Here is a 21,342-nt window from a genome sequence, read left to right as displayed (position 1 = left end):
CCCGTCATGGGTGATCTGCTGGGCTTTGTGCTGAGCGGGCTGGTCTCGGGTGCGCTGTACGCCCTGCTGGCCACAGGGCTTGTCCTCTCGTACTCCGCGTCGGGGCTGTTCAACTTCGCGCACGGCGCGACGGCATATCTGTGTGCGCTCGCCTTCTACGAACTGCACTCGGGCTTCGGGTGGCCCGCTGTGCCGACCGCGTTCCTGCTCGTGTGTGGCGTCGCACCCGGGATCGGGTGGGGGCTCGACCGGCTGATGTTCAGGAAACTGGCGCGGGTCGGCGAGACGGCGCAGATCGTGGCGACGATCGGGCTGCTCGTCGCGCTGCCTGCCGCCGGGCTGTGGACGGTGGAGCTGCTGGCGGAGGCGGGGGCGCCCGTGGTGCCTGCCGAGAACCAGTTCGGGCTGCCGGGGGTCGGGCCGAGCCCGGCCACGTCCTGGCAGCTGATGGACGGCCTGGGCATCGACTCCGACCAGCTGATCACGTGGCTGACGACGGCCGTGGTGGCCGTGGGGCTCTGGGTACTCATGCGGCACACGAGGCTCGGGCTGCGGCTGCGGGCCGCCGTCGACAACCGCACGCTGGTGGAGCTGCGCGGCATCAGCGCGGACCGGCTGTCGTCGGTGGCTTGGATGCTGTCGTCGGGGCTGGCGGGACTGGCGGGTGTGCTGGCGACGCCGCTGCTCGGCCTGTCCGCCCACGACTACACCCTGTTCTTGTTCGTCTCGGCGACGGCGGCGGTGCTGGGGCGGTTCGCGTCGACTCCGCTGGCGTTCGCGGGCGGGCTGGGGCTCGGCGTACTCCAGAATCTGACGGCCGGATACGCGTCCTTCGCCGACGACATCACCGGATTCCGTACGGCGGTGCCCTTCCTGATCCTCTTCGCAGGACTGCTGGTGATGACGCGCCGACAGCGGACGGCAGGGACGGCGGCGGCGGACGCACCGCCGGTCGACTATCTCGCCGGGCGGTCGTGGGCGCGGAGGTGGGGGCCGTGGGCGGCGGGCGCGGCGCTGCTGTCGGCGGCCTTCTACACCGTGACGACGCCCTTCTGGAGCGGGATCCTTGCGCAGGGGCTCGCGATCTCGCTGGTCTTCGTCTCCTTCACGGTGGTGACGGGGCTCGGCGCGATGGTCAGCCTGGCTCAGGCGACGTTTGTGACGGGCGCGGCGCTGGTGGCCGGGCTGCTGATGAGCCACGGCTGGCCGTTCGTGGCGGCGGCGCTGGTGGGCACGTGCGCGGCGGCAGTACTCGGGGCTCTGGTGGCGCTTCCCGCGCTGCGGCTGGGAGGGCGTTCGCTGGCGCTGGCCACGCTTGCCCTGGCCTTTCTGGCGGATCAAGTGCTCTTCCAGATGCGGTGGTTGAGGAACGGCGACACGGGCTGGGAGATCCCGCGCCCGGCCTTCGGCCCGGTGGACTTGGCCGACGACCGGGCGATGGGCGTGGCCCTGGTGGTGCTGCTGACGGCGGCGGTCGCCTCGCTGAGCGCCCTGCGCAACTCCCCCTCGGGGCGGGCGATGCTGGCGGTACGGTCCGCTCCTGCGGCGGCGTCGGCCTCGGGCGTCTCGGTCATCCGTACGAAGCTGATGCTGTTCACCCTGTCGGCGGGAATCGCGGGCTTCGGCGGCGTGATGTACGCGTCGTACAACACCCGCATCACGGCGACCGACTTCACTGCGATGACGGGCTTGATCTGGCTGGCGGTGGTGGTCGCGGCAGGGGTACGGCGCCCGCAGTTCGCGGTGGTGGCGGGCCTGGTCTTCGCACTGGTGCCGCATGTCGTGTCGGAGTACGTCACGGAGTCGACGCAGCTCCCGGTCATCCTGTTCGGCCTGGCGGGATTGGCACTGGCGAACGACCCGGACGGGTACTGCGCGGCGGTGGCGGTGCGGAGGTATCGGCGGAGGGGGATGCGGGCGGGCGTGGCCTCGGCGCGGGTGGGGGTGCCGGTGGGGGTGGGGGCTGGCGACTCGGCGCGGGGCGAGGCCGACGACTCGGCGCGGGTAGCGGCTGGCGACCCGGCGCGGGTGGAGGTGCCGGTGCGGGTGAAGGCCAGTGACTCGGCGCGGGTGGAGGCCGGCAACTCGGCACGGGTAGCGGTTGGCGACCCGGCGCGGGGCGAGGCCGACGACTCGGCGCGGGTGCCGGTGCGGGTGGAGGCGGAGGCTGCGCCCGAGGTGGGAGGGGCGGCTGCGCCGGGGGTTGGGGCGAGGGCGGTGCCTGATGCGCGGTGCGGGGCTGCGGACCCCGCGCCGGCTTCGGTGCCGGGGCGGGTACGGGAACCGTCCCCGGTGCCTGCGGCCTCGGAGCCACCGGTCGGCCTCGGGGGCGGAGTTCCCCCACTCCACCCTCTCCGCCCGGAGGCAGACCCCCGGGCCCACAGGACGACACCCGCCGCGCAGGACGAACCAGACGCAGCCGCCGCCCAACCGTCGGTGTTCGGAGCGCTGGTCGAGCAGCCACCCGCCCTTGGGGGCCGAGGGGCCTCCCCCCGTTCCGGGAAGGGGCGGGGTGGGGAAGAAGCCCCCTCCGCCGCGCTCGCGCTGCGCGGCGTTCACGCCGGGTACGGCGGAGCCCCCGTACTGCACGGCGTAGATCTGACCGTACGCGCAGGAGAAATCGTCGCCCTCCTCGGTCCCAACGGGGCCGGGAAATCCACCACTTGCCACGTCGCCGCCGGACTGATCGCACCCCTCACCGGCAGCGTCCACATCCACACGCGCGACGCCACCCGCGACGGCCCCGTACGGCGTTCCCGTGCAGGCGTCGTCCTCGCGCCGGAGGGGCGGGGGATCTTCCCCTCGCTCACCATCGAGGAGAATCTCGCGCTGCGCCTGCCCGAGCAGTCCGCCCGCGACGCGGTGTACGAGCGCTTCGCGAGCCTCGCCAAGCGCCGTACCGTACCCGCCGGTTCGCTGTCCGGGGGCGAGCAGCAGATGCTCGCGCTCGCGCCCCTGCTCCAGCACCCACCGGCCGTACTCATCGCCGACGAGCCGTCGCTGGGGCTCGCGCCACGCGTCGTAGACGAGGTGTTCCGACTGCTGACGGAGCTGCGCGAGGCGGGCACGGCGCTGCTGCTGGTGGAGGAGAAGGCCGCCGGGGTACTGGGAATCGCCGACACCGTGGCGTACCTCGCGCAGGGCCGCGTCACCTGGTGCGGTCCGCGCAACGAAGTGCGTGCCGACCAGCTCACCGAGGCGTACCTGGGAATCGCGGCGAAGGTGAGGTCATGAGTGAGTACGTCTGAGTACGTCATCGAAGCCGACTGGATCCGCGTCCGCTTCGGCGGCATCACGGCGCTCGACGGCGTACGCATCGCTGTCCGCCCAGGAGAAGTGTGCGGCCTCATCGGCCCGAACGGTGCCGGCAAGACGACGCTGTTCGATGTCCTGTCGGGCATACGGCGGCCCGACGAAGGGCACGTAGTGCTGGACGGTACGGACATCACGCGCCGCTCCCCCGCCTGGCGAGCCCGCCACGGCATGCGCCGCACCTTCCAGCGCCAGCAGCTCTTCGGCCAGCTCACCGTCGCCGACAACCTAGTGGTCGCCCAGGAGTGGCGCGGCGGCGGAGGCGGCCTCGCAGCCGACCTCCTGGCGGCGCCGACGCGACGCACCCGAGCGACCGCGCGCCGCGAAAGGGCCGCCGAAGTAATGCGCTCCTGCGGCCTCGACGCGCTCGCGGGCTCATACGCCGGGACGCTCCCCGTCGGCCAAGCCCGCATGGCCGAGCTTGCCCGCGCCCTGGCCGACCCGCCCCGCGTGCTGCTGCTCGACGAGCCGGCGTCCGGCATGTCGAGCGAGGAGAGAGCGCAACTTGCCGCCGTAATCCGTCACTTGACGGCAGAGGCCGGCTGCGCGGTCATCCTCGTCGAGCACAACGTCGCCTTCGTCATGGAGCTGTGCACCCGCGTCGTAGTCCTCGACCTCGGCAAGGTCCTGGCCGAGGGCAGCGCCACAGAGGTGAGACAGAACCCCGCTGTCCGGGACGCATACCTAGGAACACCGAATGCCGCACTAGATCGTGCAGCAGACAAGGGCGTGGACGGACCCGGCGGCAGCTGACAGACGGCGCCAAGAAGGAGCAGCCCACCCGCATGGATCCGCGGTCACTCCCCCGCGGCGTCCAGGAAGATCCGCGCCAGTTCGTGCGGTTGGGAGAACATCGGCCAGTGGCCGGTGTCCATCTCGACCAGCCGCCAGCGATCGCTGGTCAGCAGCTTGGCCACGTCGTCACTCGGCTCGGCTCCGTCGAGCAAGCACTTGATGTACGTCGCCGGAAGCTCGCCAAGTGGCCGTGCCAGGACGGCCGGCTCGGTCAGTGAGGCGCCCGGGTGCGGCGTCGAGCCGCCCACGATCCGTGCGATCTGCTCATCGGTAAGGCCCTTGCCGCCGTAGTCGGGCGCGGCCCGCGGTGCCCAGAAGCCGCCGTTCCCGGCGATCGAAGCCTCCAGCTTCGCCGGGCCCTCCCACCAGGCGGATACGAACGACTCGCCGTCCGTCGGAACGTTGGAGTCGACGAAGACCACGTGGGCCAGCCGGTCGCCGATCCGCTCGGCGGCCTGACCGACCGGTATGCCCGAGTAGCTGTGCCCGACCAGGACGACGTCGCGCAGGTCCTGGCGTTCGACCTCGTCAACGATGTCCTGGACGTGAGTCTGCTGCCCGGCCGGCACGCCCTGCTTGTCTGCGAGGCCGGACAACGTCAACGGGTGGGCACGATGGCCGGCCGCACGCAGCTGCGGCACCACGTCGTCCCACGCCCACGATCCGAGCCAAGCGCCTGCCACGAGTACAAATTCCGTCATGTCGCCAACGTAGCCCAGTGGTCTGACAACCGGTCGGGACCACCTTCGATCCGCGCCCTGGTCCACCACACGCTGCGCCCATGCGCCGACTCGTGCAGCAGGCTCCCCGCCAACCAGCACCAACACGACAGCGTTTCACGCCGGCAGGGACTCCGCGAGGCTGGGAAATCCAGTTGCTCTGCCTGAACGCCGCTGACAGGGTTTGCGCCCATGCCTACCTTCTCCGCGTATGACGGAACCAAGCTTGCGTACCACGTCTTCGGAGACGGCCCTCCTGTGGTCTGCCTGCCCGGAGGGCCGATGCAGGCTTCCGTGTACCTCGGCGACCTCGGCGGCCTTTCCGCGCACCGCCAGTTGGTCATGCTGGATCTTCGGGGCACTGGCCAGTCAGCGATACCGCAGGACGCCGTCTCGTACCGTTGCGACCAACTTGTCGATGATGTTGAGGCCCTGCGCGAGCACCTTGGCCTGGAAAGGATGGACCTGCTCGCGCATTCCGCCGGCGCGAATCTGGCGGCGCTGTATGCGGGCCGCCACCCGGAACACATCAACAAGCTCGCGCTGATCACGCCGAGCACCATGGCCGTCGGCCTTGCGATCACCGGAGACACCCGGCGTGAGACCGCGCAGCTGCGCCAGGACGAGCCATGGTTCGCCGGAGCCTTCGAGGCCTTGGAAGCAATCGTTGCCGGCAAGGCGACGGACGACTCCTGGCAAGCCATCGCGCCGTTCTTCTACGGCCGCTGGGATGAGGTGTCTCAAGCCCATCAGGCTGCTGAGGCCGGGCAGAAGAACCAGCAGGCCGCGGCCGCTTTCGGCGCCGAAGGCGCTTTCAACCCGGATGCCACCCACACGGCTCTCGCCCAGTTCGGACCGCCGGTGCTGCTGCTCGCCGGGGAAGTTGATCTGGCAGCCCCTCCTCGCACGATGGCCGAGTTCGCCGGGCTGTTTCCGAACGCCAAACTCGTCGTTCAGCCCGGAGCCGGACACTTCCCGTGGCTCGACGACCCCGACCGGTTCGTGGCGACCACTGCGGCGTTCCTGGAATAGGCAACCACTCAGTCGTCTGGCCACATGCCGGCCATACGACGGCGCCATGGTCCGTAAAGCATCCCGCTGGCGTCTTGTGCGTGGAAGAAGACACTTTCGCCTCCGAGCTGAGGGCTGGGGTAGGAGTGCGGTGTCGCACCAGCAGACGGCCGGGGTGGACGCTGAGATCGGCCGGGCCGCCCCAAGACGTGGTGCGTGTACCCCATCCACCGGCCCGCCGCCCGGCGACGGCGATCGGCCACTTCCCGGGCCTTCTCCGGGGCCAGCCCCGACCCCCAAGTCGAACCGGGCTCGCCGCTCCCCAGCCCACTCACCCCAGACACCGGGCATGAGTCTCAGCCGACCACCGGGAGTGGTGGACCCCGAACCGAGCCGGGTCGCCCCATTCCACCGGTGCGCACCACCCACCAAGCCGTAAGCCACCGAAACGGCCCGGACCACCCCGCCAGCCCACTCCGCCGGACAAGGCGTCGACGCCACGAACGAGCGCCCTTGATGCGCCGACTCGGCTCACCGACCGTGACCCGCTCGGTGCGGCCCGAAACCCCCAGACGCAATGCCTGAGAGCCGAGCCTCTGCGGCCCGTCGCCTCCGCTGCGGGCACAGGACGGGAATGCTTCAGGCCCCGTGATCGTTGACGAGGGGAGTAGCAACCGACGAAGTAAGGACCGATCGCTCGTGAGCAAGGCCTCCTCCGCCCCCTCCCTCACCCTGAACAATGGCGTCGAGATGCCCCAGCTCGGTTTCGGCGTCTGGCAGGTGCCTGACGACGAGGCCGCGAACGCTGTCGGCACAGCGATCCAGGCCGGGTACCGAAGCATCGACACCGCCGCGATCTACGAGAACGAGACCGGCACCGGCAAGGCGATCGCCGCCTCCGGCGTCCCCCGCGACGAGCTGTTCGTGACGACGAAGCTCTGGAATTCGGAGCACGGTTACGACTCCACGCTCCGCGCCTTCGACGACTCGCTGGCCAAGCTCGGCGTCGACTACGTCGACCTCTACCTGATCCACTGGCCGGTGCCTTCCAAGGGCGCGTACGTCGACACGTACAAGGCCTTCGAGAAGATCTACGCGGACGGCCGCGCCAAGGCGATCGGCGTCTCCAACTTCCTTCCCGAGCACCTCGAACGGCTCATCGGCGAGACCTCGGTGGTCCCGGCCGTCAACCAGATCGAGCTCCACCCGCACCTCCAGCAGGCCGAGTCCCGCGCCTTCCACGCCCAGCACGGCATCGCCACCGAGGCCTGGTCCCCCCTCGGCCAGGGCAAGGGCCTGCTCGAAGTCCCGACGGTCGTCGCGATCGCGCAGAAGCACGGGAAGACTCCGGCCCAGGTCGTGCTGCGCTGGCACCTCCAGGTCGGCAATGTCGTCATCCCCAAGTCCGTAACGCCGTCGCGGATCGCCGAGAACATCGACATCTTCGACTTCGAGCTCGACGCCGACGACCTCGCGGCCTTCGCCGCCCTCGACGAGGGCAAGCGCCTCGGCCCGGACCCGGCGACGTTCGACTAAGACGCCTGACGATTCCCAGAACAAACTCCAGAACGAATTCCAGAACCATTCCGGAACGAATCCAGGACACGCCGACGCCATCCCCATGTGGCGTCGGCGCCTGCTCTTATGCGCGACTTCGTGATCGCGGACACTCTTTCCCATGGCCGACAACACCCTCTGGATCGCCGCTCTCACCGCCGGAACCGCCGTACTCGCCAGCTTCGTGACCAGCCGAGGCACGGCCCGCGCCGCCCGAATACAGGCGGACACGGCCGCAGCCAGCGTCGAGACCGACCGCCTCAGGGCGGCTCGGCGCGGCGCGTACGTCGATGTGATCGAGCAGGCCCAGCGCATGGGCGAGCTCTACTGGAAAGTCACCGACGCCGACCAGATCCGCGATACCGATGCGCGAGCCGCCGCACTCAAGGATCTACGAGGTCGCCTGCGCGACGAGTACGCGAGCCTGCGCCACCGCGTGTGGGTCGTCGACCTGGAGGGGCCCGCTCCCGTAGCCGAAGCCGCGGACGCTCTGCGTCGCGCGACGTCGGACAACTACCGCGCCCTTGAGGCCATGATCGCCGGACAGCCCGACGCAGCCCAGCGGTTCAACGACTGCTACGCCCCCTTCTGGCAGTCCGTCATGGGCTTCGTCGACATCGCCAGGGACGCCCTGCACAACACAAACGTACGGTGATCACTAATTGGCGGTCCTGCGCCAACTGCGTCAACCTCGCCCCCACGACGGCCGGATACGACACCGCGACACGGAAGGCACCGCGTGACCAGCACCAGCGGCAACACAAGCGATGACGCCCCCAAGCCCCAGCCCATCTCCGAAGGCACGTACCGCCTGCGCAACGTCGGCAGCGGCCTGCTGCTTGAGGTGTACGGCGGCAACAAGGGCAGCGGTGCCAACGTCCAGCAGGGCAAGGAGAGCGGCGGCCCGGCGCAGCACTGGTACGTGTCCGCCGTACACAGCGGCGGTGGCCTCTACCACCTGGTGAACGCCGCCAGCGGCAAGCGGCTCGACGTTGCCGGGGCCTCGACCGAGAACGGGGCCAACATCCAGCAGTGGAAGGCCAACAACTTCGGCGCCCAGGAGTGGCTGATCGAGCAGCACCTGGACGCGCCGGGCACGGTCACCCTGATCAGTTACGTGAGCGGGCTGCTGCTGGAGGTCGCCGACGGGAGCATGGACGACGGCGGGAATGTGCAGCAGTGGGAGGACACCGACTCCCCCGGCCAGTGGTGGCAGTTGGAGCCGGTGATCAACCCGTAAGTATCACAGCGGCAACATCACACCGTAGACATCACAGCGCAGGCATCACACCGTAGGCATCACACCCGGCGCAACGCCGTCCGGTACTCCTGCGGACTGACTCCGCGCACCCGTTTGAACGCCGCGCTCAGCGCGAAGGACCCGCTGTAGCCGACCTGCCGCGCCACCGCCCCTACCGTCGTGTCCGTCTCGCGCAGCAGATCCGCGGCGAGGTCGAGGCGCCACCCGGTGAGGTACGCCATCGGGGGCTCCCCCACCAGCTCGGTGAAGCGCCGGGCGAGCCCCGCCCGCGAGACGCCGGCCTTCGCAGCGAGCGCGGCCACCGTCCAGGGGTGGCCGGGGTCGTTCTGCATCAGCCGCAGGGCCTGGCCGACGACGGGGTCGCCCATTGCCCGGTACCACGCCGGCGCCTCCGCTTCGGGCCGTGAGAACCACGTCCGGAGCGTGGCGATCAGCAGCAGGTCGAGCAGCCGGTCCAGCATCACGCTCTGGCCGGGTTCGTCCCTGCCGATCTCGTCTTCGAGCGCCGGCATCAGCGGGCAGTTCCACAGTTCGGCAGGCAGGTACACCAGCGGCGGCAGCGCGTCCAGCAGCCGCCCGCTGACCTCCCCCGCCAGTTGATACGTACCGATGAGCATGGCCGAAGCCCCGTCCGGGCTGTCGCCCCATGTCCGTACGCCCAGATGCATCGCGTCGGCCAGCGGCTCGCCCTGGAGCGTGTTGCACACGCCCCCAGGTCCGATCCTGGCGCGCGGCGGGCTCGCCGGGTCGTCGGCGCAGGTGTACGGCTCGGGGCCGCGCGCGATGGCGATGTCGCCGGGGCGCAGCAGTACCGGGTCGCCACCGTCGGGCATCACCCAGGCGTTGCCGCGGGTCATGCACATAAGGGAGAGGGGTGCCCGGTCCTCGACGCGTACCGCCCAGGGCGGATTCATCACGGCGCGGAGGAGGAAGGCGCCGCGGGCGCGCGGCCCGTCGAGGAGGTCCGCGAGTACGTCCATGAACCTCAGCGTAGACGCAGACGTATGGAGTTGAACCTTTGAAGCATGGCCCGTCCAGGCTCGCCCGGCGAATCTTGAGGCATGACAGAAAACATTAAGCAGGCAGCGCAGCCCGAGCAGGCAACGGTGTTGGTGACGAGCGGCACGGGCAAGACCGGCCGCCGAGTGGTCGAGCGGCTCGCCGCCCTCGGTACGACGGTCAGGTCCGGATCCCGCAAGGGTGAGGTGCGGTTCGACTGGGAGGACGATTCGACATGGGGTCCGGCGCTGCGCGGCGCGGACGCGGCGTATGTCGCGTACTACCCGGACCTCGCCGCTCCCGGGGCCGTGGAAGCGGTGCGGACCTTCGGCCGGATCGCGAAGGAGGAGGGCATACACCGGCTGGTGCTGCTTTCGGGGCGCGGCGAGCCCGAAGCGGTGCTGGCGGAGGAGGCGTTGCGCGAGTCGGGTGCGGCGCTCACGGTCGTACGCGGGAGCTTCTTCGCGCAGAACTTCAGCGAGGGCGCCATGGTCGAGGGCGTCATCGCCGGTGAAGTGGCGTTCCCCGCGGGCGAGACGGCGGAGCCGTGGGTGCACGCCGACGATCTGGCGGATGTGGTGGTCGCGGCGCTCACGGAGGACGGGCACGCGGGTCTGGTGCACGAGCTGACCGGCCCCCGGCTGCTGACCTTCGCCGAGGTCGTGGCGGAGATCTCGAAGGCAACGGGCCGCGAGGTGCGGTATGTCCCGGTGTCGGTGGCGGAGTACGCCGCGATGCTGCAGGAGTACGGGATGCCGGGGGCGGTGGCGGAGTGGCTGGCGGGGCTGTTCGGCACTCTGCTCGACGGGCACAACGCGTCGACGACGGACGGGGTCGAGCGGGTGCTGGGCCGCGCGCCGAAGGACTTCGCGGACTTCGCCCGGGAGGAGGCGGCGGCGGGTACGTGGGGTGGGTGATGGGGGCAGTTGATGGGGGCGGGTGTGGATGCGGCGCGGGTGCGCGCGGTGCGGGTGCGGTGCGGGTTCCCTGCGGCGCGGGCGCACGTGCGGTGCGGCGCTTCCCCTCCCCGCCCCTTCCCGAAACAGGGGCTCCGCCCCAGACCCCGCTCCTGGCGGGTAGGGGAGAACAGAGCCCGCCGCAGCCATCAGCTACGGCTGCGGCCACGGCTGCCGCTACGCACCCCCCACCTCCTTCCGCAGCGCAAGCAGCCGGTATTCCGGGTCCGGGCGAGGTGACTCCGGATCCGGGAGCGCGGACAAGGCGGTCGCGAGGTCCTCCGCCGCCGCCCCGCGCACCGTGATGCGCGAGGCGTACTGCCCCTTGCGCAGTGCGTCGGCGGTGCGCAGCGGCGAACGCCCCTGGCCGTGGCCGACGAAGCGGGCGTCGCCCACCGCCGTCAGGCCGTGCTCCGCCCCGTACGCCTCGATCAGTTCCGTACGGTCGAAGGCGTGGGCCGTACGGTACGGAGCGAGGACGGCGTCGATGTCGCAGCCCACGTCGTGCGCGTCGTCCTTGTCGACGGTGGTGACGAACACGCCGCCGGGGCGCAGCACTCTAGCCGCCTCGGCCAGCACGTGCGCCGCGTCCCGCACCAGGTGCAGCAGCCAGACCGCGCTCACCGCGTCGACGGACGCGGTCGGCAGCGGCAGCCGCCGCACATCGGCGAGTACGACCGAACCCGGCCCCAGCCGGTCGGCGGCCTTCCTGGCCATGCCGTACGCCGCGTCGGCGCCCAGCACCCGCAGGCCCGGCCGGACCAGGCGGGCGGTGACGATGCCGGTGCCGCAACCGATGTCGAGGAGGGTGCAGGCGTGCGCGGGCACGAGGCCGAGCACCGCCCGGGCGGCGGCCTCGGCACACGGGACGCCGCCCCGGGTGGCGTCGTACTGGGCGGCTTCGGCGTCGTAATCCAGCATGCCGAAGATCGTACGGTTGACGTGGTCAGCCCGGCGTCAGTTCGCCCCGTGCCCCCGCGCGATGTCCTCGACCCTGCGCGCGAGTTCGAAGTCCAGCTCGGTGACCGCACCTCCGGCGCTGTGCGTGTTCACGGTCAGCGCCAGGGTGTTGTAGCCGAGGGTCAGGTCGGAGTGGTGGCCGAGCTCCTCCTGGATCTGGGCGACGTGGACGACCATCGCGGCCCCCGCGAAGTGCGTACCCAGACGGTACGTACGGGCGATCCGGCTGTCGTCCAGCGACCAGCCGGGCAGTTCGCGGAGCCGGTCCTCGATCTCCTTCTGCGACAGCGGCTCGGTGGCCATGGCGAAGCTCCCTCCGGAGAAAAGTGTTGCGGTGCTGATCAGCTTGCCACTTTCCGGTCGAATTGATGCCCAGACGCTGCCGCGGACATTCCATGGCCGTAATTCAGCGATCGGTTACGGTCTCCGGTATGACAACTGTGGGGGTCGACAAGGGTGTGGGTCCGCTGCTCCGTGGCTGGCGCGAGCAGCGGCGGCTGACTCAGCTGGAGTTGGCGCTGCGTGCCGAATCATCGGCGCGGCACATCAGTTTCATCGAGACCGGCAGGTCGCGCCCCAGCGAGGAGATGGTCCTGCGACTGGCCGAGCACCTCGACGTACCTGTACGGGAGCGAAACGCGCTGCTCCTGGCGGCCGGTTACGCCCCGCAGTACGGCGAGACGTCGCTCGACGACCCGGCGATGGGCGCCCTGCGCGAGGGCATCGAGCGGCTGCTGCAGGGCTACGAGCCGTATCCCGCTCTCGTGGTCGACGGCTCGTACACGGTGATCGCGGCCAACCTCGGCATCATGATGCTGCTGGACGGCCTGCCCGAGCATCTCCTCACGCCGCCGCTGAACGCGATGCGGATCACCCTCCACCCCGAGGGCCTCGCACCGCGCATCCGCAATCTGCGCGAGTGGCGCGGCCACCTGAAGGCCCAGATGGAGCGTCAGATCGCCCTGGCCAGGTCGGAGGCGCTGCGTGCGGTGTACGACGAGGTGTCGGCCTATCCGATGCCGGAGGCCGACGTCGGCGCCGGCGCCGACGAGCCGGACCGCCCGGACGACCCGCCGTACCCCTACTTCGCGCTGCCGCTCCAGATCGAGCACGACGGCCGGGTGCTGTCGTTCGTCTCGTCGATCTCGACCTTCAACACCCCGATGGACGTGACCGTCGCCGAGCTGGCCATCGAAACCTTCCTTCCGGCCGACCCGGCGACGGTCAAGTACCTTCAGTCGCTGGCGCCCTGATCAGGCGTCTCCCCTCCGCCTCCCTTCATCCCCGTTCATCCCCGGGCGCGCAGCGCCAGGTGCTGGAGGCCGGCGAATCCGACCCTTCCCCAACGCCGGCGCCGAGCGTGCTCGGGCTGCCTGCCGACCGCCGACGATCGTGATCCGCTGTGCGCCCACTGTTCCGGCTACGGTCCTCGCCGGGCTGTGCGGACGCGGCCCCGACTGGCTGAAGAAAATCGAGAGGGGACAGCCTGTCGGCGCTGGCAGTCACCCTCTACCAGTCCATCGGAACGTAGAAGCGTCCCCTCTCACCTTCGGGTGAGAGGGGACGCTTTCGTGCGTTCGGCGCGCGCCCGTCGCTCGTACGGCCAGGCGCGCTCTCCGTTGCGCGCAACGGAAGTCGCATACGTCGGAGCAGGCAATCTTGCGCAACCCAAGGCAACCGTAAGCGGATTCTCTGCATGCTGGTGCTCCCATCAGCGAGAACGGAGCACCCCATGACGCTCAAGTTCATCGGGACCACATCCGAGCACGGCAACTGCCCCACGCTGTACGAAGTCGAAGAGACCGGGGACATCGTCGTACAGGGCGACCAGCTGACCGACCCCGAGCACCTCGCCCAGCTCCGCGACGTGGGCACCAGCGAGACGTTCGTCGTGATCCCCCGCGAGCTCCTGACCCGCTTCGCCCCGAAGGAGTGACGGTGCCGCCCCTGATCCCGTTCAACGAGATCACCCACCTATTCGCCGAGTTCGAGCACAGCACATGGCGACTTGAGACCCGCCGCGGGTACGCCTCCGACCGGCAGGGCGACCGCTTCCAGGCGTTCAAGCGCGGCATCATGCCGGAGCTGGAGCCTGACCACCCGTGGAACGTCAACGTCCGGCAGAAGGCCTCCCAAGGCGCTCGGTTCTCCCGGGTGCGGATCATCGACGAGCCGCCCACGGACGGCCAACGGTTCCTCATGGCGACGGCTGCCGGGAACGTCGAGGCCGGCGAGGACATTCGCGTCCTCCCGCGCTCCGAGGCCAAGCGGCTGGAGCTGCCCGACTTCGATCTGTGGCTGTTCGACTCTCGCGTCATGGTCCGTATGCACATCGACGACACAGACACCACCACCGGCGTTGAAGTAGTTGAGGATCCGGTGCAGGTCCTCGCCGCTTGCCGGGCGCGTGACGCTGCCTGGCCCCTCGCGCTCCCTACTGCTGAAGTGTGGGCGCAGGTACGTTCGTCCGTGTGAGCACGGACTTTCAGAGTGCGAGGGTCGCCCTCGGCGCGCGCCTGCGGGAGCTGCGCGCCGAGGCCGGCCTCAACGGCAAAGACTTGGCCACGCTGCTTGGCTGGCAGCGTTCGAAGGTGTCGCGACTGGAGAACGGGAAGCAGACCGCAACCGCGGACGACCTGGCCGCATGGGCGACCGCCACGCGTGCCCCGGATGAGGTCAACGATCTGGAGAGCCGCCACCGGGGGTTGGAGTCACAGCAGCGCTCATGGCGACGGCAGCTCGCGGCGGGGCACCGGTCGGTGCAGGATCGCTACGTCGTCGAGTACCGGAGCACAGCCACGATGCGCGGGTACGAGGCCACCGTGATTCCGGGGCTGTTCCAGACACCGGACTACGCCCGGCATCTGTTGATCCAGAATGCTGCATTGATGCGGTCGCCCCGCGATACGGAGGAGGCCGTGCATGCTCGCATGCGGCGGCAAGAGGTGCTGTACGAGGTGGGCAAGCTGTTCCGCGTCCTGGTGTGGGAGGGCGCCCTTCACGCGTTGATCTGCCCCCGCGACGTGATGGCCGGCCAACTCGACCGGCTCGTAGGACTGATCGGGATGAGCACGGTCGAGCTGGGAATCGTCCCGCTCGGCGTGCCGCTCCCGCTGACCCCGAAACACGGCTTCTGGATCTTCGACGAGCAGCGCGTCGTCGTCGAGACGATCAATACTGAGTTGCAGTACGAATCCGCCGAGGAAATCGACCTGTACGGCCGGGTGTGGGACCAGCTGCACGAAGTTGCGGCGTACGGCCCGAAGGCGCACCGGCTAATCGCCCGAGCGCGGGCAGCGATTCAGCCTGCCTGAGCAACCGCGCCAAACCTGCGCCGGAGCATGCGCAATCGCGCGCAATCGCCGGGCGGTCGCGCGGGTGGCGTTCCTACGGTCGTCCTCATGACGAAAGGAACCCGCCCCTCGGGGGCCACCGACGCGGGACCGCCCGGCACCTGGTGTCACTGGCACAAGGGACCGTCGATGACCGCCGTCCTGGTCGACGCCGTCGAGCAGACGTCCGGCTCCGGCTACGGCAAGTACGCCTGCGCGCCTTGCCGCGAGCAGCGCGGCCTCGTCCCCGCCTCGCAACGGACAGCGTTGGCAAGGGGAGCGTCATGAGGGGCGAGGTGATCACGACCGTACGGCCTGCGGGGCTCCGTATCTGCTGGGTGCCGATGCCCGAGGCCCCGGCGCGGTGCTGCACTCTCAAGGACCCGAACCACAGGGGCGACCACTTCCACGAGTACTCGGGCGCGTCCTGGCCCCGTCGTCCGGGTGGGAAGCGGTGACCGTCCCCACGACGGCCCGGCCCAGCGCGGACATCGCCGGGGAGTGCCGTATCGGTGAGCACAGGTTCTGTCACGGCAACGAGGACGTACGCGCGGGTGGCGTTGTGGCCGTTCGACTCCGATGCGCCTGCCCCTGCCACCGGATACCCCGCTGACTGCTCCGGTCGGCGGATGTCCACGTGACGTCCGCTGGGTGCTGAGCCCCCTGACTCCTGCTTCGGTTGCCGCGCTCCTGGGGACGTCGACAGCCGAGGCAGGTTCTTCACCCATCACATCGAACGGAGAGTCACATGTCCGATGACGGTAAGCACGCCGGCCAGCCTTCCGACAAACCGTGGACGCCTCCGCCCCCTTCGCCGTCCCCTGACGGGCCACCCCCCAAGGTCACCAACCAGCAGGCAAAGGTCAGCAACCGGGCGGGGGCCTGACGGTGGGCAGCACTGTGCAGGTGCACCCGCAGCACACGGCCCTCGTGGAATTACTGGCGGGGCGTGGTCTGTTGTCCCCGCGGTGGCATGAGGTGTGGGAGCGAGTTCCCCGCCACGCTTTCGTTCCGCCGACGATCTGGCGCCAAGGGCCCGAGCGGTGCGAGCTGGTCACCACGGATGCCGAGTGGCGGCAGCTCGTCTCCAGTGACGAGCCTGTCGTGACGCAGGTCGACGACGGGGCACTCGACGGGCCCGGCGAAGCTACGTGCGCCAACTCCCAGCCGAGCCTGGTCGCGGGCATGCTGCAGCATCTCGACGTGCAGGACGGTGACAAGGTGCTGGAGATCGGCACCGGCACCGGCTACGTCGCGGCGCTTCTCTCCGAGCGCCTGGGCGACGAGCAGGTCTTCAGCGTCGAGATCGACCCCATCCTCGCCCGCCAGGCGCGGCAGCGGCTCGCCGCGGCGGGCTACGCACCCTCGGTGGTAACGACCGATGGTGAGCATGGGTGGGCGCAGGCGGCCCCGTACGACCGGCTGATCTCCACTTGCGCGCTGCGGCGCGTGCCGTACGAGTTGGTGCGCCAGATGCGGCCGGGCGGAATGCTGGTCACCCCGCTCGCCCGCGAGTTCTGGAGCGGCGCAATCGTCCAACTGTCCGTGCAGGAAGGCAGCCGGGCATCGGGGCCGTTCCGGGGCGGTGCGTCCTACATGCCGATGCGCTCTCACCGCGTCCCGGACGGGCCGCCGGTGGGAGGTACGGCGAGGGCGACCGACACCACGCTCGACCCCCGGCGGCTGCTGACCGTCGGGTTCGCCATCTACGCGGGCGCCCGGATGCCTGGGGTCTCTATGGTTCACGCCGAGGAGGCCGGCCGGGTTCAGGTGTGGTTGACGGACCAGGCTGGGTCTGGGGCGTTCGCCGAGTCCGGTGAGCAGGCGTTGCAGTACGGCGAGCACAACCTGTGGTGGGACGTCGAGAAGACGTACCAGGAGTACGAGGCTCTGGGTTCGCCGGGCGCCGATGCGTTCGGGCTGACCGTCACTCCGGGCGGTCAGGAAGTATGGCTGACCCGGCCGACACGAGTGATCGTCTCAGCGTAAGGCGTCAATCGGGTGGCCGCTCGACGGCGAGCAGGCTGAGCGGCTGCCCGGTTACTCCCGCACGAGCTCGGCGAGCGGGACGCGAAGCGCGCGAGCGATCTGGAACAAGCGATCTGGAACAGCAGACCGAGGCTCGGGGCGCTTGTGCCGTACTCCATGCGACGAACCGTTTTGTGATCGGCGCCGACGACCTCGGCAAGCGCGACCCGCGAGAGATGTGCCGCAACGCGTGCCTGGCGGATCCGTAGGCCGACGACCTTGCGGCGGGTCACCCCATGGTGCTGCGCTTCACTCGTCTCGACTGCCCTGCTTATGCTCGTCGAGCGCCTTCGCGGCGGGCTCGACGACATGGTGCGCGATCGGCGAGACGCATGACATCAGCAACGACAACTTACCTGCCTAAGAACCTTTCTCGACCTTCAACACTCCGATGGACGTGACCGTCGCCGAGATCCCCGTTCATCCCCGGGCGCGCAGCGCCAAGTGCTGGAGGCCTGCGAATCCGGCGACGGTCGCCGCCTGCATCGGGATCCAGAACGTCCCCGCGGTCGTCGGCGAGAACCACAGCACGAGCGCGGCGAGGCTGACCACGGCCCACACCAGATTGGCCTCGATGACGGCCTTGACGGCGAAGGTGCCCGGCTCCCTGCGCGAAGCGAGGTAACCGACACCGGCTCCGAACAGCACAAGAAACACGCCGATTTCGAGCAGGAGGGTGGACCCGACCCCGAGAAGCCTGCCGACGGGGCCCGACGCGGCGACGTACACCAGCCCGTTGGTGGTGGTCACCACGGCGTCGAGGGCGAGGAAGCGGCGCAGCATCGTCTGCGGCTCGGTAGTCCTGGAGAGGTTGGCGAGCAGGGTCGCGGACATGGGGAATCAGCCTCCATCGAGGTCGTACGGGCTGGTGGGCCCGGTTCCCGGGCGGAGTGCGCCGTCCGGGTTCCGGTAACCGCAACCATGCCGCGCTCGAAGGAGAGCGTCGATTACCTCGCGGGTAATGGCGAAGGACACGGCCCTCCCAGTCATGGCTCCCCTCACCGGCGTGCACCGGCCGTAGGGAGCCACTAGGTAGGAACCATCCGTGGCGCCCGTCAGGAGTGGCGTATGGCTGGACCGTCACAGCAACCGCAGTCGCTAGCTAGCAACAGACCCCGCGGCTACTCCCCCACGCTCGCGCCCGTACCGGTCAGCTGGGCCGACGGGGCCGAGCCCGGCCCGTTGTGCTGTGCCGCCCAGCCGTCGAGCGCGGTGCGGCAGGCGTGGTCCAGGTGTCGCAGTTCGGTCAGGTCCAGCTCGACGGGCTTGTTCCGGGGCAGCGCCTCCAGCGCGTCCAGGATCTTCGGCAGCCGCAGGAACGTCGCATTGCCGCGAAGGATGACGATGATCCGTCCACCAGTCAACTCCCTTACCTCGACCTGGACATGGGAGGTCTCCCAGGCGGACTTCACGACGGAGAGCAGCAGTCCGAGCAGCACGCCTTCGAACATGTCGGTGACAACGATGGCGCCCGCAGTCACCGCCAGGATCACCGCCTCGCCCCGGTGTTCGCGCCACAGCTGCGGCAGCTGTCGTGCGGGCACCAGCTTCACTCCGGCGTGCACCAGGACGGCCGCGAGCGCGGCGATCGGGACGACACCGAGAGCGGCCGGCAGCAGCGCCGCGAAGACCAGCAGCCAGACGCCGTGCAGCACCCGCGAGGCCTTGGTCCGCGCCCCAGCCTGGACGTTGGCCGCGCTGCGTACGATCACGGCGGTCATCGGCAGCGCGCCGAGCACCCCGCACACCGCGTTGCCCGCGCCCTGCGCCATCAGCTCCTTGTCGTAGTCGGTGCGAGCCCCGTCAGTCATCCGGTCCACGGCCGCCGCGCTGAACAGCGACTCCGCGGAAGCGATGAGAGTGAAGGCGAGCACCGTGCCGATGACGGACAGCTGGGCGAGCCCACCGAGTTCACCGAGGCCGGGCGGCTGGATGGACGCCAGCAGGCCCTGCACCTCCACCCTGGCGATGGGCAGCCCGAGCAGCGCCGTCGCGGCCGTGGCGACACCGATGGCCGCGAGCGGGCCGGGCACCGTACGGACCTTCGCAGGCAGCCACTTCCACAGCACGAGGAGACCGAAGGTGCCCGCGCCGACGGCGAATGCCGCAAGGGCCTCGGGGCGACCGATGATCTGCGCGGCGAGCCCGGGGAGCCCGGCGATCTTCCCCAGTCCGCTGCCGGGCTGGTCGGCGTCGGCCATCGCGTAGACCTGGCCGAGGATGAGGATGAGGCCGATGCCGGCCAGCATCCCCTGGACGACGGCGACGGATATCGCGCGGAACCACCGGCCGCAGCGCAGCGCGCCAAGAGCGAGCTGAAGGGCTCCTGCGGCGAGCACGATGGCGCCGAGCGACGCGAGCCCGAACTTCTGCACGGCTTCGTGGACAAGGACCGTGAGCCCGGCCGCGGGGCCACTGACCTGGAACGAACTGCCCGGCAGCCAGCCAACGACGATGCCGCCGACGATGCCGGTGATCAGCCCGAGTTCGGCGGGGACACCGGAGGCGACGGCGACACCGACGCACAGCGGGACGGCGACGAGAAAGACGACGAGCGAGGCGAGCACATCGTGGCGGAAGGTCGAGGGATTCAGTGCCGAGAGCTTGGATGTAGAGCGCTTGGTGGAGCGCTTGAGTGAGGCGAGCATGGTTCTACGGTTCCTCCGGAAGCAGTGAGCGGATCGTGCGCAGCGGGTGGTGCGCAGCGGATGGCGAGGGATCTCTACAGCGGCTGGAAGGCCCCCGTCTCCGGCCGATAGCTGCGCACGGCCCCCGTGTGCACCTCGTAGAACCAGACATCCAACGAGAGCCGCCCGGCGGCGATCCCTTCCGCTACACACGGATAGGCCCGCAGCCGCTCCCCCTGCGCCAGCGCATGCCGCTGCACGGCATCGGCGAATTCCGGCGAACTCCCGTCCGCCGCACCCGCCCCCGCCCCGCGCAGCCACTCCGGCGCTGCGGTGTCCAGCCAGCCCTGGATGGAGGGCGCCCCGCTCAGGTCGTCGTCGCGCACCATGGCACCAACCGCCCCGCAGTGGGAGTGACCGCAGATGACGATGTGCCGTACGCCGAGCACGCGCACGGCGTACTCGATGGTCGCGGGCTCGCCCGCGGGGTGCCCATGGCGGTACTCGGGGACGATGTTGCCCGCGGTGCGCAGCTCGAACAGGTCGCCCGGGCCCGCCCCGGTAATCAACGAGGGCACGACACGCGAATCGGAACACGTGATGAAGAGGGCCTGCGGTGACTGCCCGGCTCCCAGCCGACGGAAGTCCTCGCCGCGCTCCGCACAACGGCTCTCGAAGGAACGGGCGTACGCGGTGAGTTGCTGCATGGTGGCCTGCCTCCTACTCGCCCTCTCAGGCGTGTGGTGTGGTCGGGTCAAGAATTGACGCGGCGCTCTGTGAGCACCTGTGGCACACCATGGCGCAGTGATCCTGAAGCGAAGCTGAAGACCGCTCCGCCAGGACTTGACGGTCGATCATGTACGGAGCCTGATGGCTACGGCATTTGCACAGCCTGCGCCACGCCGCACGAGGCCGTCGTACCCGACAACGTCCTCACCGCCACACAGGTGCAGCAGTCCGATACGGCCGCAGATCCGGGCGGGGCGCAGCGCAAGAGGCCGCAGCTGGGACCGTCGGAACAGGTCCGGGTGCCAGGAGATGCTCAGTTGTCTCGCCTCGGCACTGCCCCCGTGCGCCGGCGCTGCGGCGAGACTGCTGGCCGTTCAGCATGATCTAGTGCCGCATCAGGCAACGTTCGCCCTGTCGACGACGGCGCGTAGGCGCTGGTCGTCGGCGTGGCGGTTTCGCCAGATGATGTAGCGGCGGATCATGCTGCCCTGTTCTTTGTGGGTGGTGTGGTCGGTGCCGTCGAGGGTGAGGTAGCGAAGTGCGGTGAACTGGGCCTCGATGCGGTTGAGCCAGGAGGAGTTCGTCGGGGTGTAGGCGATCTCAACGTTGTTCGCTGCGGCCGAGGTACCGACCCGCTGGCACTTCTTCGTGGTCAGGTGCGGGGAGAAGTTGTCGCAGACGATCGCGATACGGACATCGGCTGGGCAGAGGGTGCGCAGGTAGCGGCAGAACTCAAAGAACTGCGTCCGCCTCTTGACTGGCTTGATGTGGCCGTAGAGCTTGTCCTTGGCCAGGTCCAGGGCGGCGAACAGGTGTCGCACGCCGCCGTAGCGGTTGTAGGTGGCCCGGCGCCGTCGGCGTGGTTCGCGAGCGGGGTCTTTGTGCCTGCCGCTGCGTTCGGCCCATTGCCATCCGGGGTGCGGCATCAGGTTGAGCGGACCGAACTCGTCCATGCAGAAGACGACTTCGGGTTCGCCGTCCTCGGGTATGACCTCGCCGTCGGCGATTGCGTAGAGGTATTCGACGCGGGCCTTCTTAGCTTGGCGTTTATGGTGC

22 protein-coding genes are annotated in these 21,342 nt (G+C 69.7%); 13 read left to right on the top strand and 9 right to left on the bottom strand.

All coding sequences use genetic code 11. The features are described 5' to 3' along the window. The first annotated feature begins 6 nt into the window (after positions 1 to 6). Both J7I98_RS41145 and J7I98_RS19545 read left to right on the top strand, forming a co-directional pair. Positions 7 to 3,234 carry an ATP-binding cassette domain-containing protein gene (locus J7I98_RS41145; RefSeq protein ID WP_251020881.1) on the top strand — a complete coding sequence of 1,076 codons (3,228 nt, stop codon included), beginning with the start codon at positions 7 to 9 and terminating at the stop codon, positions 3,232 to 3,234. Continuing rightward, on the top strand, positions 3,235 to 4,065 hold the full coding sequence (locus J7I98_RS19545; protein WP_214922047.1) for an ABC transporter ATP-binding protein: 831 nt from the start codon (positions 3,235 to 3,237) through the stop codon (positions 4,063 to 4,065). A gap of 44 nt (positions 4,066 to 4,109) precedes the next feature. Here the strand turns inward: J7I98_RS19545 and J7I98_RS19540 are convergent, their stop codons facing one another. Continuing rightward, positions 4,110 to 4,808, bottom strand: a complete 699-nt coding sequence (locus J7I98_RS19540) for an alpha/beta fold hydrolase (protein WP_214922046.1) — start codon at positions 4,806 to 4,808, stop codon at positions 4,110 to 4,112. Between the two features lie 210 nt (positions 4,809 to 5,018). Between J7I98_RS19540 and J7I98_RS19535 the strand changes: the two genes are divergently transcribed. The 4 genes from J7I98_RS19535 (at position 5,019) to J7I98_RS19520 (ending at position 8,634) form a co-directional block, all read left to right on the top strand. Then, positions 5,019 to 5,858: an alpha/beta fold hydrolase gene (locus J7I98_RS19535; RefSeq protein ID WP_214922045.1), complete on the top strand. Its 840-nt coding sequence runs from the start codon at positions 5,019 to 5,021 to the stop codon at positions 5,856 to 5,858. Positions 5,859 to 6,587: 729 nt separating this feature from the next. Further along, on the top strand, positions 6,588 to 7,373 hold the full coding sequence (locus J7I98_RS19530; RefSeq protein ID WP_214922092.1) for an aldo/keto reductase: 786 nt from the start codon (positions 6,588 to 6,590) through the stop codon (positions 7,371 to 7,373). A gap of 142 nt (positions 7,374 to 7,515) precedes the next feature. Then, positions 7,516 to 8,049, top strand: a complete 534-nt coding sequence (locus J7I98_RS19525; RefSeq protein ID WP_214922044.1) for a hypothetical protein — start codon at positions 7,516 to 7,518, stop codon at positions 8,047 to 8,049. An 84-nt stretch (positions 8,050 to 8,133) separates the two neighbouring features. After that, complete coding sequence (locus J7I98_RS19520; protein ID WP_214922043.1) at positions 8,134 to 8,634, top strand: RICIN domain-containing protein; 501 nt, start codon at positions 8,134 to 8,136, stop codon at positions 8,632 to 8,634. A gap of 59 nt (positions 8,635 to 8,693) precedes the next feature. Here J7I98_RS19520 and J7I98_RS19515 read toward each other — a convergent pair whose 3' ends face one another. Continuing rightward, positions 8,694 to 9,635, bottom strand: coding sequence for an AraC family transcriptional regulator (locus tag J7I98_RS19515; RefSeq protein WP_214922042.1), 942 nt, complete (start codon positions 9,633 to 9,635; stop codon positions 8,694 to 8,696). A gap of 81 nt (positions 9,636 to 9,716) precedes the next feature. Between J7I98_RS19515 and J7I98_RS19510 the strand changes: the two genes are divergently transcribed. After that, positions 9,717 to 10,571 (top strand): NmrA family NAD(P)-binding protein, encoded by an 855-nt coding sequence (locus J7I98_RS19510; protein WP_214922041.1) that lies wholly within the window; start codon positions 9,717 to 9,719, stop codon positions 10,569 to 10,571. Between the two features lie 216 nt (positions 10,572 to 10,787). On the opposite strand, the gene J7I98_RS19505 is transcribed toward J7I98_RS19510, so the two are convergent. Beyond that, positions 10,788 to 11,531, bottom strand: a complete 744-nt coding sequence (locus J7I98_RS19505) for a class I SAM-dependent methyltransferase (protein WP_214922040.1) — start codon at positions 11,529 to 11,531, stop codon at positions 10,788 to 10,790. A 36-nt stretch (positions 11,532 to 11,567) separates the two neighbouring features. Then, complete coding sequence (locus tag J7I98_RS19500) at positions 11,568 to 11,873, bottom strand: 4a-hydroxytetrahydrobiopterin dehydratase (RefSeq protein WP_214922039.1); 306 nt, start codon at positions 11,871 to 11,873, stop codon at positions 11,568 to 11,570. A gap of 128 nt (positions 11,874 to 12,001) precedes the next feature. Between J7I98_RS19500 and J7I98_RS19495 the strand changes: the two genes are divergently transcribed. The 6 genes from J7I98_RS19495 to J7I98_RS19470 all read left to right on the top strand — a co-directional run bounded on the left by J7I98_RS19495 (position 12,002) and on the right by J7I98_RS19470 (position 16,891). After that, complete coding sequence (locus tag J7I98_RS19495; RefSeq protein WP_214922038.1) at positions 12,002 to 12,823, top strand: helix-turn-helix domain-containing protein; 822 nt, start codon at positions 12,002 to 12,004, stop codon at positions 12,821 to 12,823. Between the two features lie 479 nt (positions 12,824 to 13,302). Continuing rightward, positions 13,303 to 13,506: a hypothetical protein gene (locus tag J7I98_RS19490; RefSeq protein WP_214922037.1), complete on the top strand. Its 204-nt coding sequence runs from the start codon at positions 13,303 to 13,305 to the stop codon at positions 13,504 to 13,506. A gap of 2 nt (positions 13,507 to 13,508) precedes the next feature. Further along, entirely contained in the window at positions 13,509 to 14,045 is a 537-nt protein-coding gene (locus J7I98_RS19485; protein ID WP_214922036.1) for a DUF6879 family protein, read from the top strand. Next, on the top strand, positions 14,042 to 14,884 hold the full coding sequence (locus J7I98_RS19480; RefSeq protein WP_214922035.1) for a helix-turn-helix transcriptional regulator: 843 nt from the start codon (positions 14,042 to 14,044) through the stop codon (positions 14,882 to 14,884). Before J7I98_RS19485 ends, J7I98_RS19480 begins: the two co-directional genes overlap by 4 nt. 87 nt (positions 14,885 to 14,971) lie before the next feature. Beyond that, positions 14,972 to 15,190, top strand: a complete 219-nt coding sequence (locus tag J7I98_RS19475) for a hypothetical protein (RefSeq protein WP_214922034.1) — start codon at positions 14,972 to 14,974, stop codon at positions 15,188 to 15,190. 600 nt (positions 15,191 to 15,790) lie between these two features. Next, a complete protein-coding gene (locus J7I98_RS19470) occupies positions 15,791 to 16,891 on the top strand; it encodes a methyltransferase domain-containing protein (RefSeq protein WP_374225152.1) in 1,101 nt (366 codons plus the stop codon). Here J7I98_RS19470 and J7I98_RS42920 read toward each other — a convergent pair. The 5 genes from J7I98_RS42920 to J7I98_RS19445 form a co-directional block, all read right to left on the bottom strand. Continuing rightward, positions 16,843 to 17,241: a helix-turn-helix transcriptional regulator gene (locus tag J7I98_RS42920; RefSeq protein WP_374225151.1), complete on the bottom strand. Its 399-nt coding sequence runs from the start codon at positions 17,239 to 17,241 to the stop codon at positions 16,843 to 16,845. The genes J7I98_RS19470 and J7I98_RS42920 overlap by 49 nt on opposite strands. 109 nt (positions 17,242 to 17,350) lie before the next feature. Beyond that, the gene (locus J7I98_RS19460; protein ID WP_214922032.1) at positions 17,351 to 17,764 is read right to left on the bottom strand and encodes a hypothetical protein; all 414 of its coding nucleotides are present in this window, start codon (positions 17,762 to 17,764) and stop codon (positions 17,351 to 17,353) included. Between the two features lie 287 nt (positions 17,765 to 18,051). After that, complete coding sequence (locus tag J7I98_RS19455; protein WP_214922031.1) at positions 18,052 to 19,578, bottom strand: SulP family inorganic anion transporter; 1,527 nt, start codon at positions 19,576 to 19,578, stop codon at positions 18,052 to 18,054. 74 nt (positions 19,579 to 19,652) lie between these two features. Further along, a complete protein-coding gene (locus tag J7I98_RS19450) occupies positions 19,653 to 20,264 on the bottom strand; it encodes a carbonic anhydrase (RefSeq protein ID WP_214922030.1) in 612 nt (203 codons plus the stop codon). A gap of 417 nt (positions 20,265 to 20,681) precedes the next feature. Further along, positions 20,682 to 21,342, bottom strand: a 661-nt coding sequence (locus J7I98_RS19445; protein WP_251020880.1) for a transposase, incomplete at its 5' end; no start/stop codon positions are given.

The organism is Streptomyces sp. ISL-98 (assembly GCF_018614055.1).
Lineage (GTDB): Bacteria > Actinomycetota > Actinomycetes > Streptomycetales > Streptomycetaceae > Streptomyces > Streptomyces spiramyceticus.
The sequence above is the reverse complement of the archived record's forward strand: the minus strand, read 5'-3'. Positions and strand labels throughout refer to the sequence as shown.

Bases quoted from the DNA above. Each gene is read 5' to 3' on its own strand.
- J7I98_RS41145 (WP_251020881.1), top strand. From the start codon at position 7: ATGGGTGATCTGCTGGGCTTTGTGCTGAGCGGGCTGGTCTCGGGTGCG.
- J7I98_RS19540 (WP_214922046.1), bottom strand. From the start codon at position 4,808: ATGACGGAATTTGTACTCGTGGCAGGCGCTTGGCTCGGATCGTGGGCG.
- J7I98_RS19535 (WP_214922045.1), top strand. From the start codon at position 5,019: ATGCCTACCTTCTCCGCGTATGACGGAACCAAGCTTGCGTACCACGTC.
- J7I98_RS19530 (WP_214922092.1), top strand. From the start codon at position 6,588: ATGCCCCAGCTCGGTTTCGGCGTCTGGCAGGTGCCTGACGACGAGGCC.
- J7I98_RS19525 (WP_214922044.1), top strand. From the start codon at position 7,516: ATGGCCGACAACACCCTCTGGATCGCCGCTCTCACCGCCGGAACCGCC.
- J7I98_RS19515 (WP_214922042.1), bottom strand. From the start codon at position 9,635: ATGGACGTACTCGCGGACCTCCTCGACGGGCCGCGCGCCCGCGGCGCC.
- J7I98_RS19510 (WP_214922041.1), top strand. From the start codon at position 9,717: ATGACAGAAAACATTAAGCAGGCAGCGCAGCCCGAGCAGGCAACGGTG.
- J7I98_RS19505 (WP_214922040.1), bottom strand. From the start codon at position 11,531: ATGCTGGATTACGACGCCGAAGCCGCCCAGTACGACGCCACCCGGGGC.
- J7I98_RS19500 (WP_214922039.1), bottom strand. From the start codon at position 11,873: ATGGCCACCGAGCCGCTGTCGCAGAAGGAGATCGAGGACCGGCTCCGC.
- J7I98_RS19495 (WP_214922038.1), top strand. From the start codon at position 12,002: ATGACAACTGTGGGGGTCGACAAGGGTGTGGGTCCGCTGCTCCGTGGC.
- J7I98_RS19490 (WP_214922037.1), top strand. From the start codon at position 13,303: ATGACGCTCAAGTTCATCGGGACCACATCCGAGCACGGCAACTGCCCC.
- J7I98_RS19475 (WP_214922034.1), top strand. From the start codon at position 14,972: ATGACGAAAGGAACCCGCCCCTCGGGGGCCACCGACGCGGGACCGCCC.
- J7I98_RS42920 (WP_374225151.1), bottom strand. From the start codon at position 17,241: ATGTCGTCGAGCCCGCCGCGAAGGCGCTCGACGAGCATAAGCAGGGCA.
- J7I98_RS19460 (WP_214922032.1), bottom strand. From the start codon at position 17,764: ATGTCCGCGACCCTGCTCGCCAACCTCTCCAGGACTACCGAGCCGCAG.
- J7I98_RS19455 (WP_214922031.1), bottom strand. From the start codon at position 19,578: ATGCTCGCCTCACTCAAGCGCTCCACCAAGCGCTCTACATCCAAGCTC.
- J7I98_RS19450 (WP_214922030.1), bottom strand. From the start codon at position 20,264: ATGCAGCAACTCACCGCGTACGCCCGTTCCTTCGAGAGCCGTTGTGCG.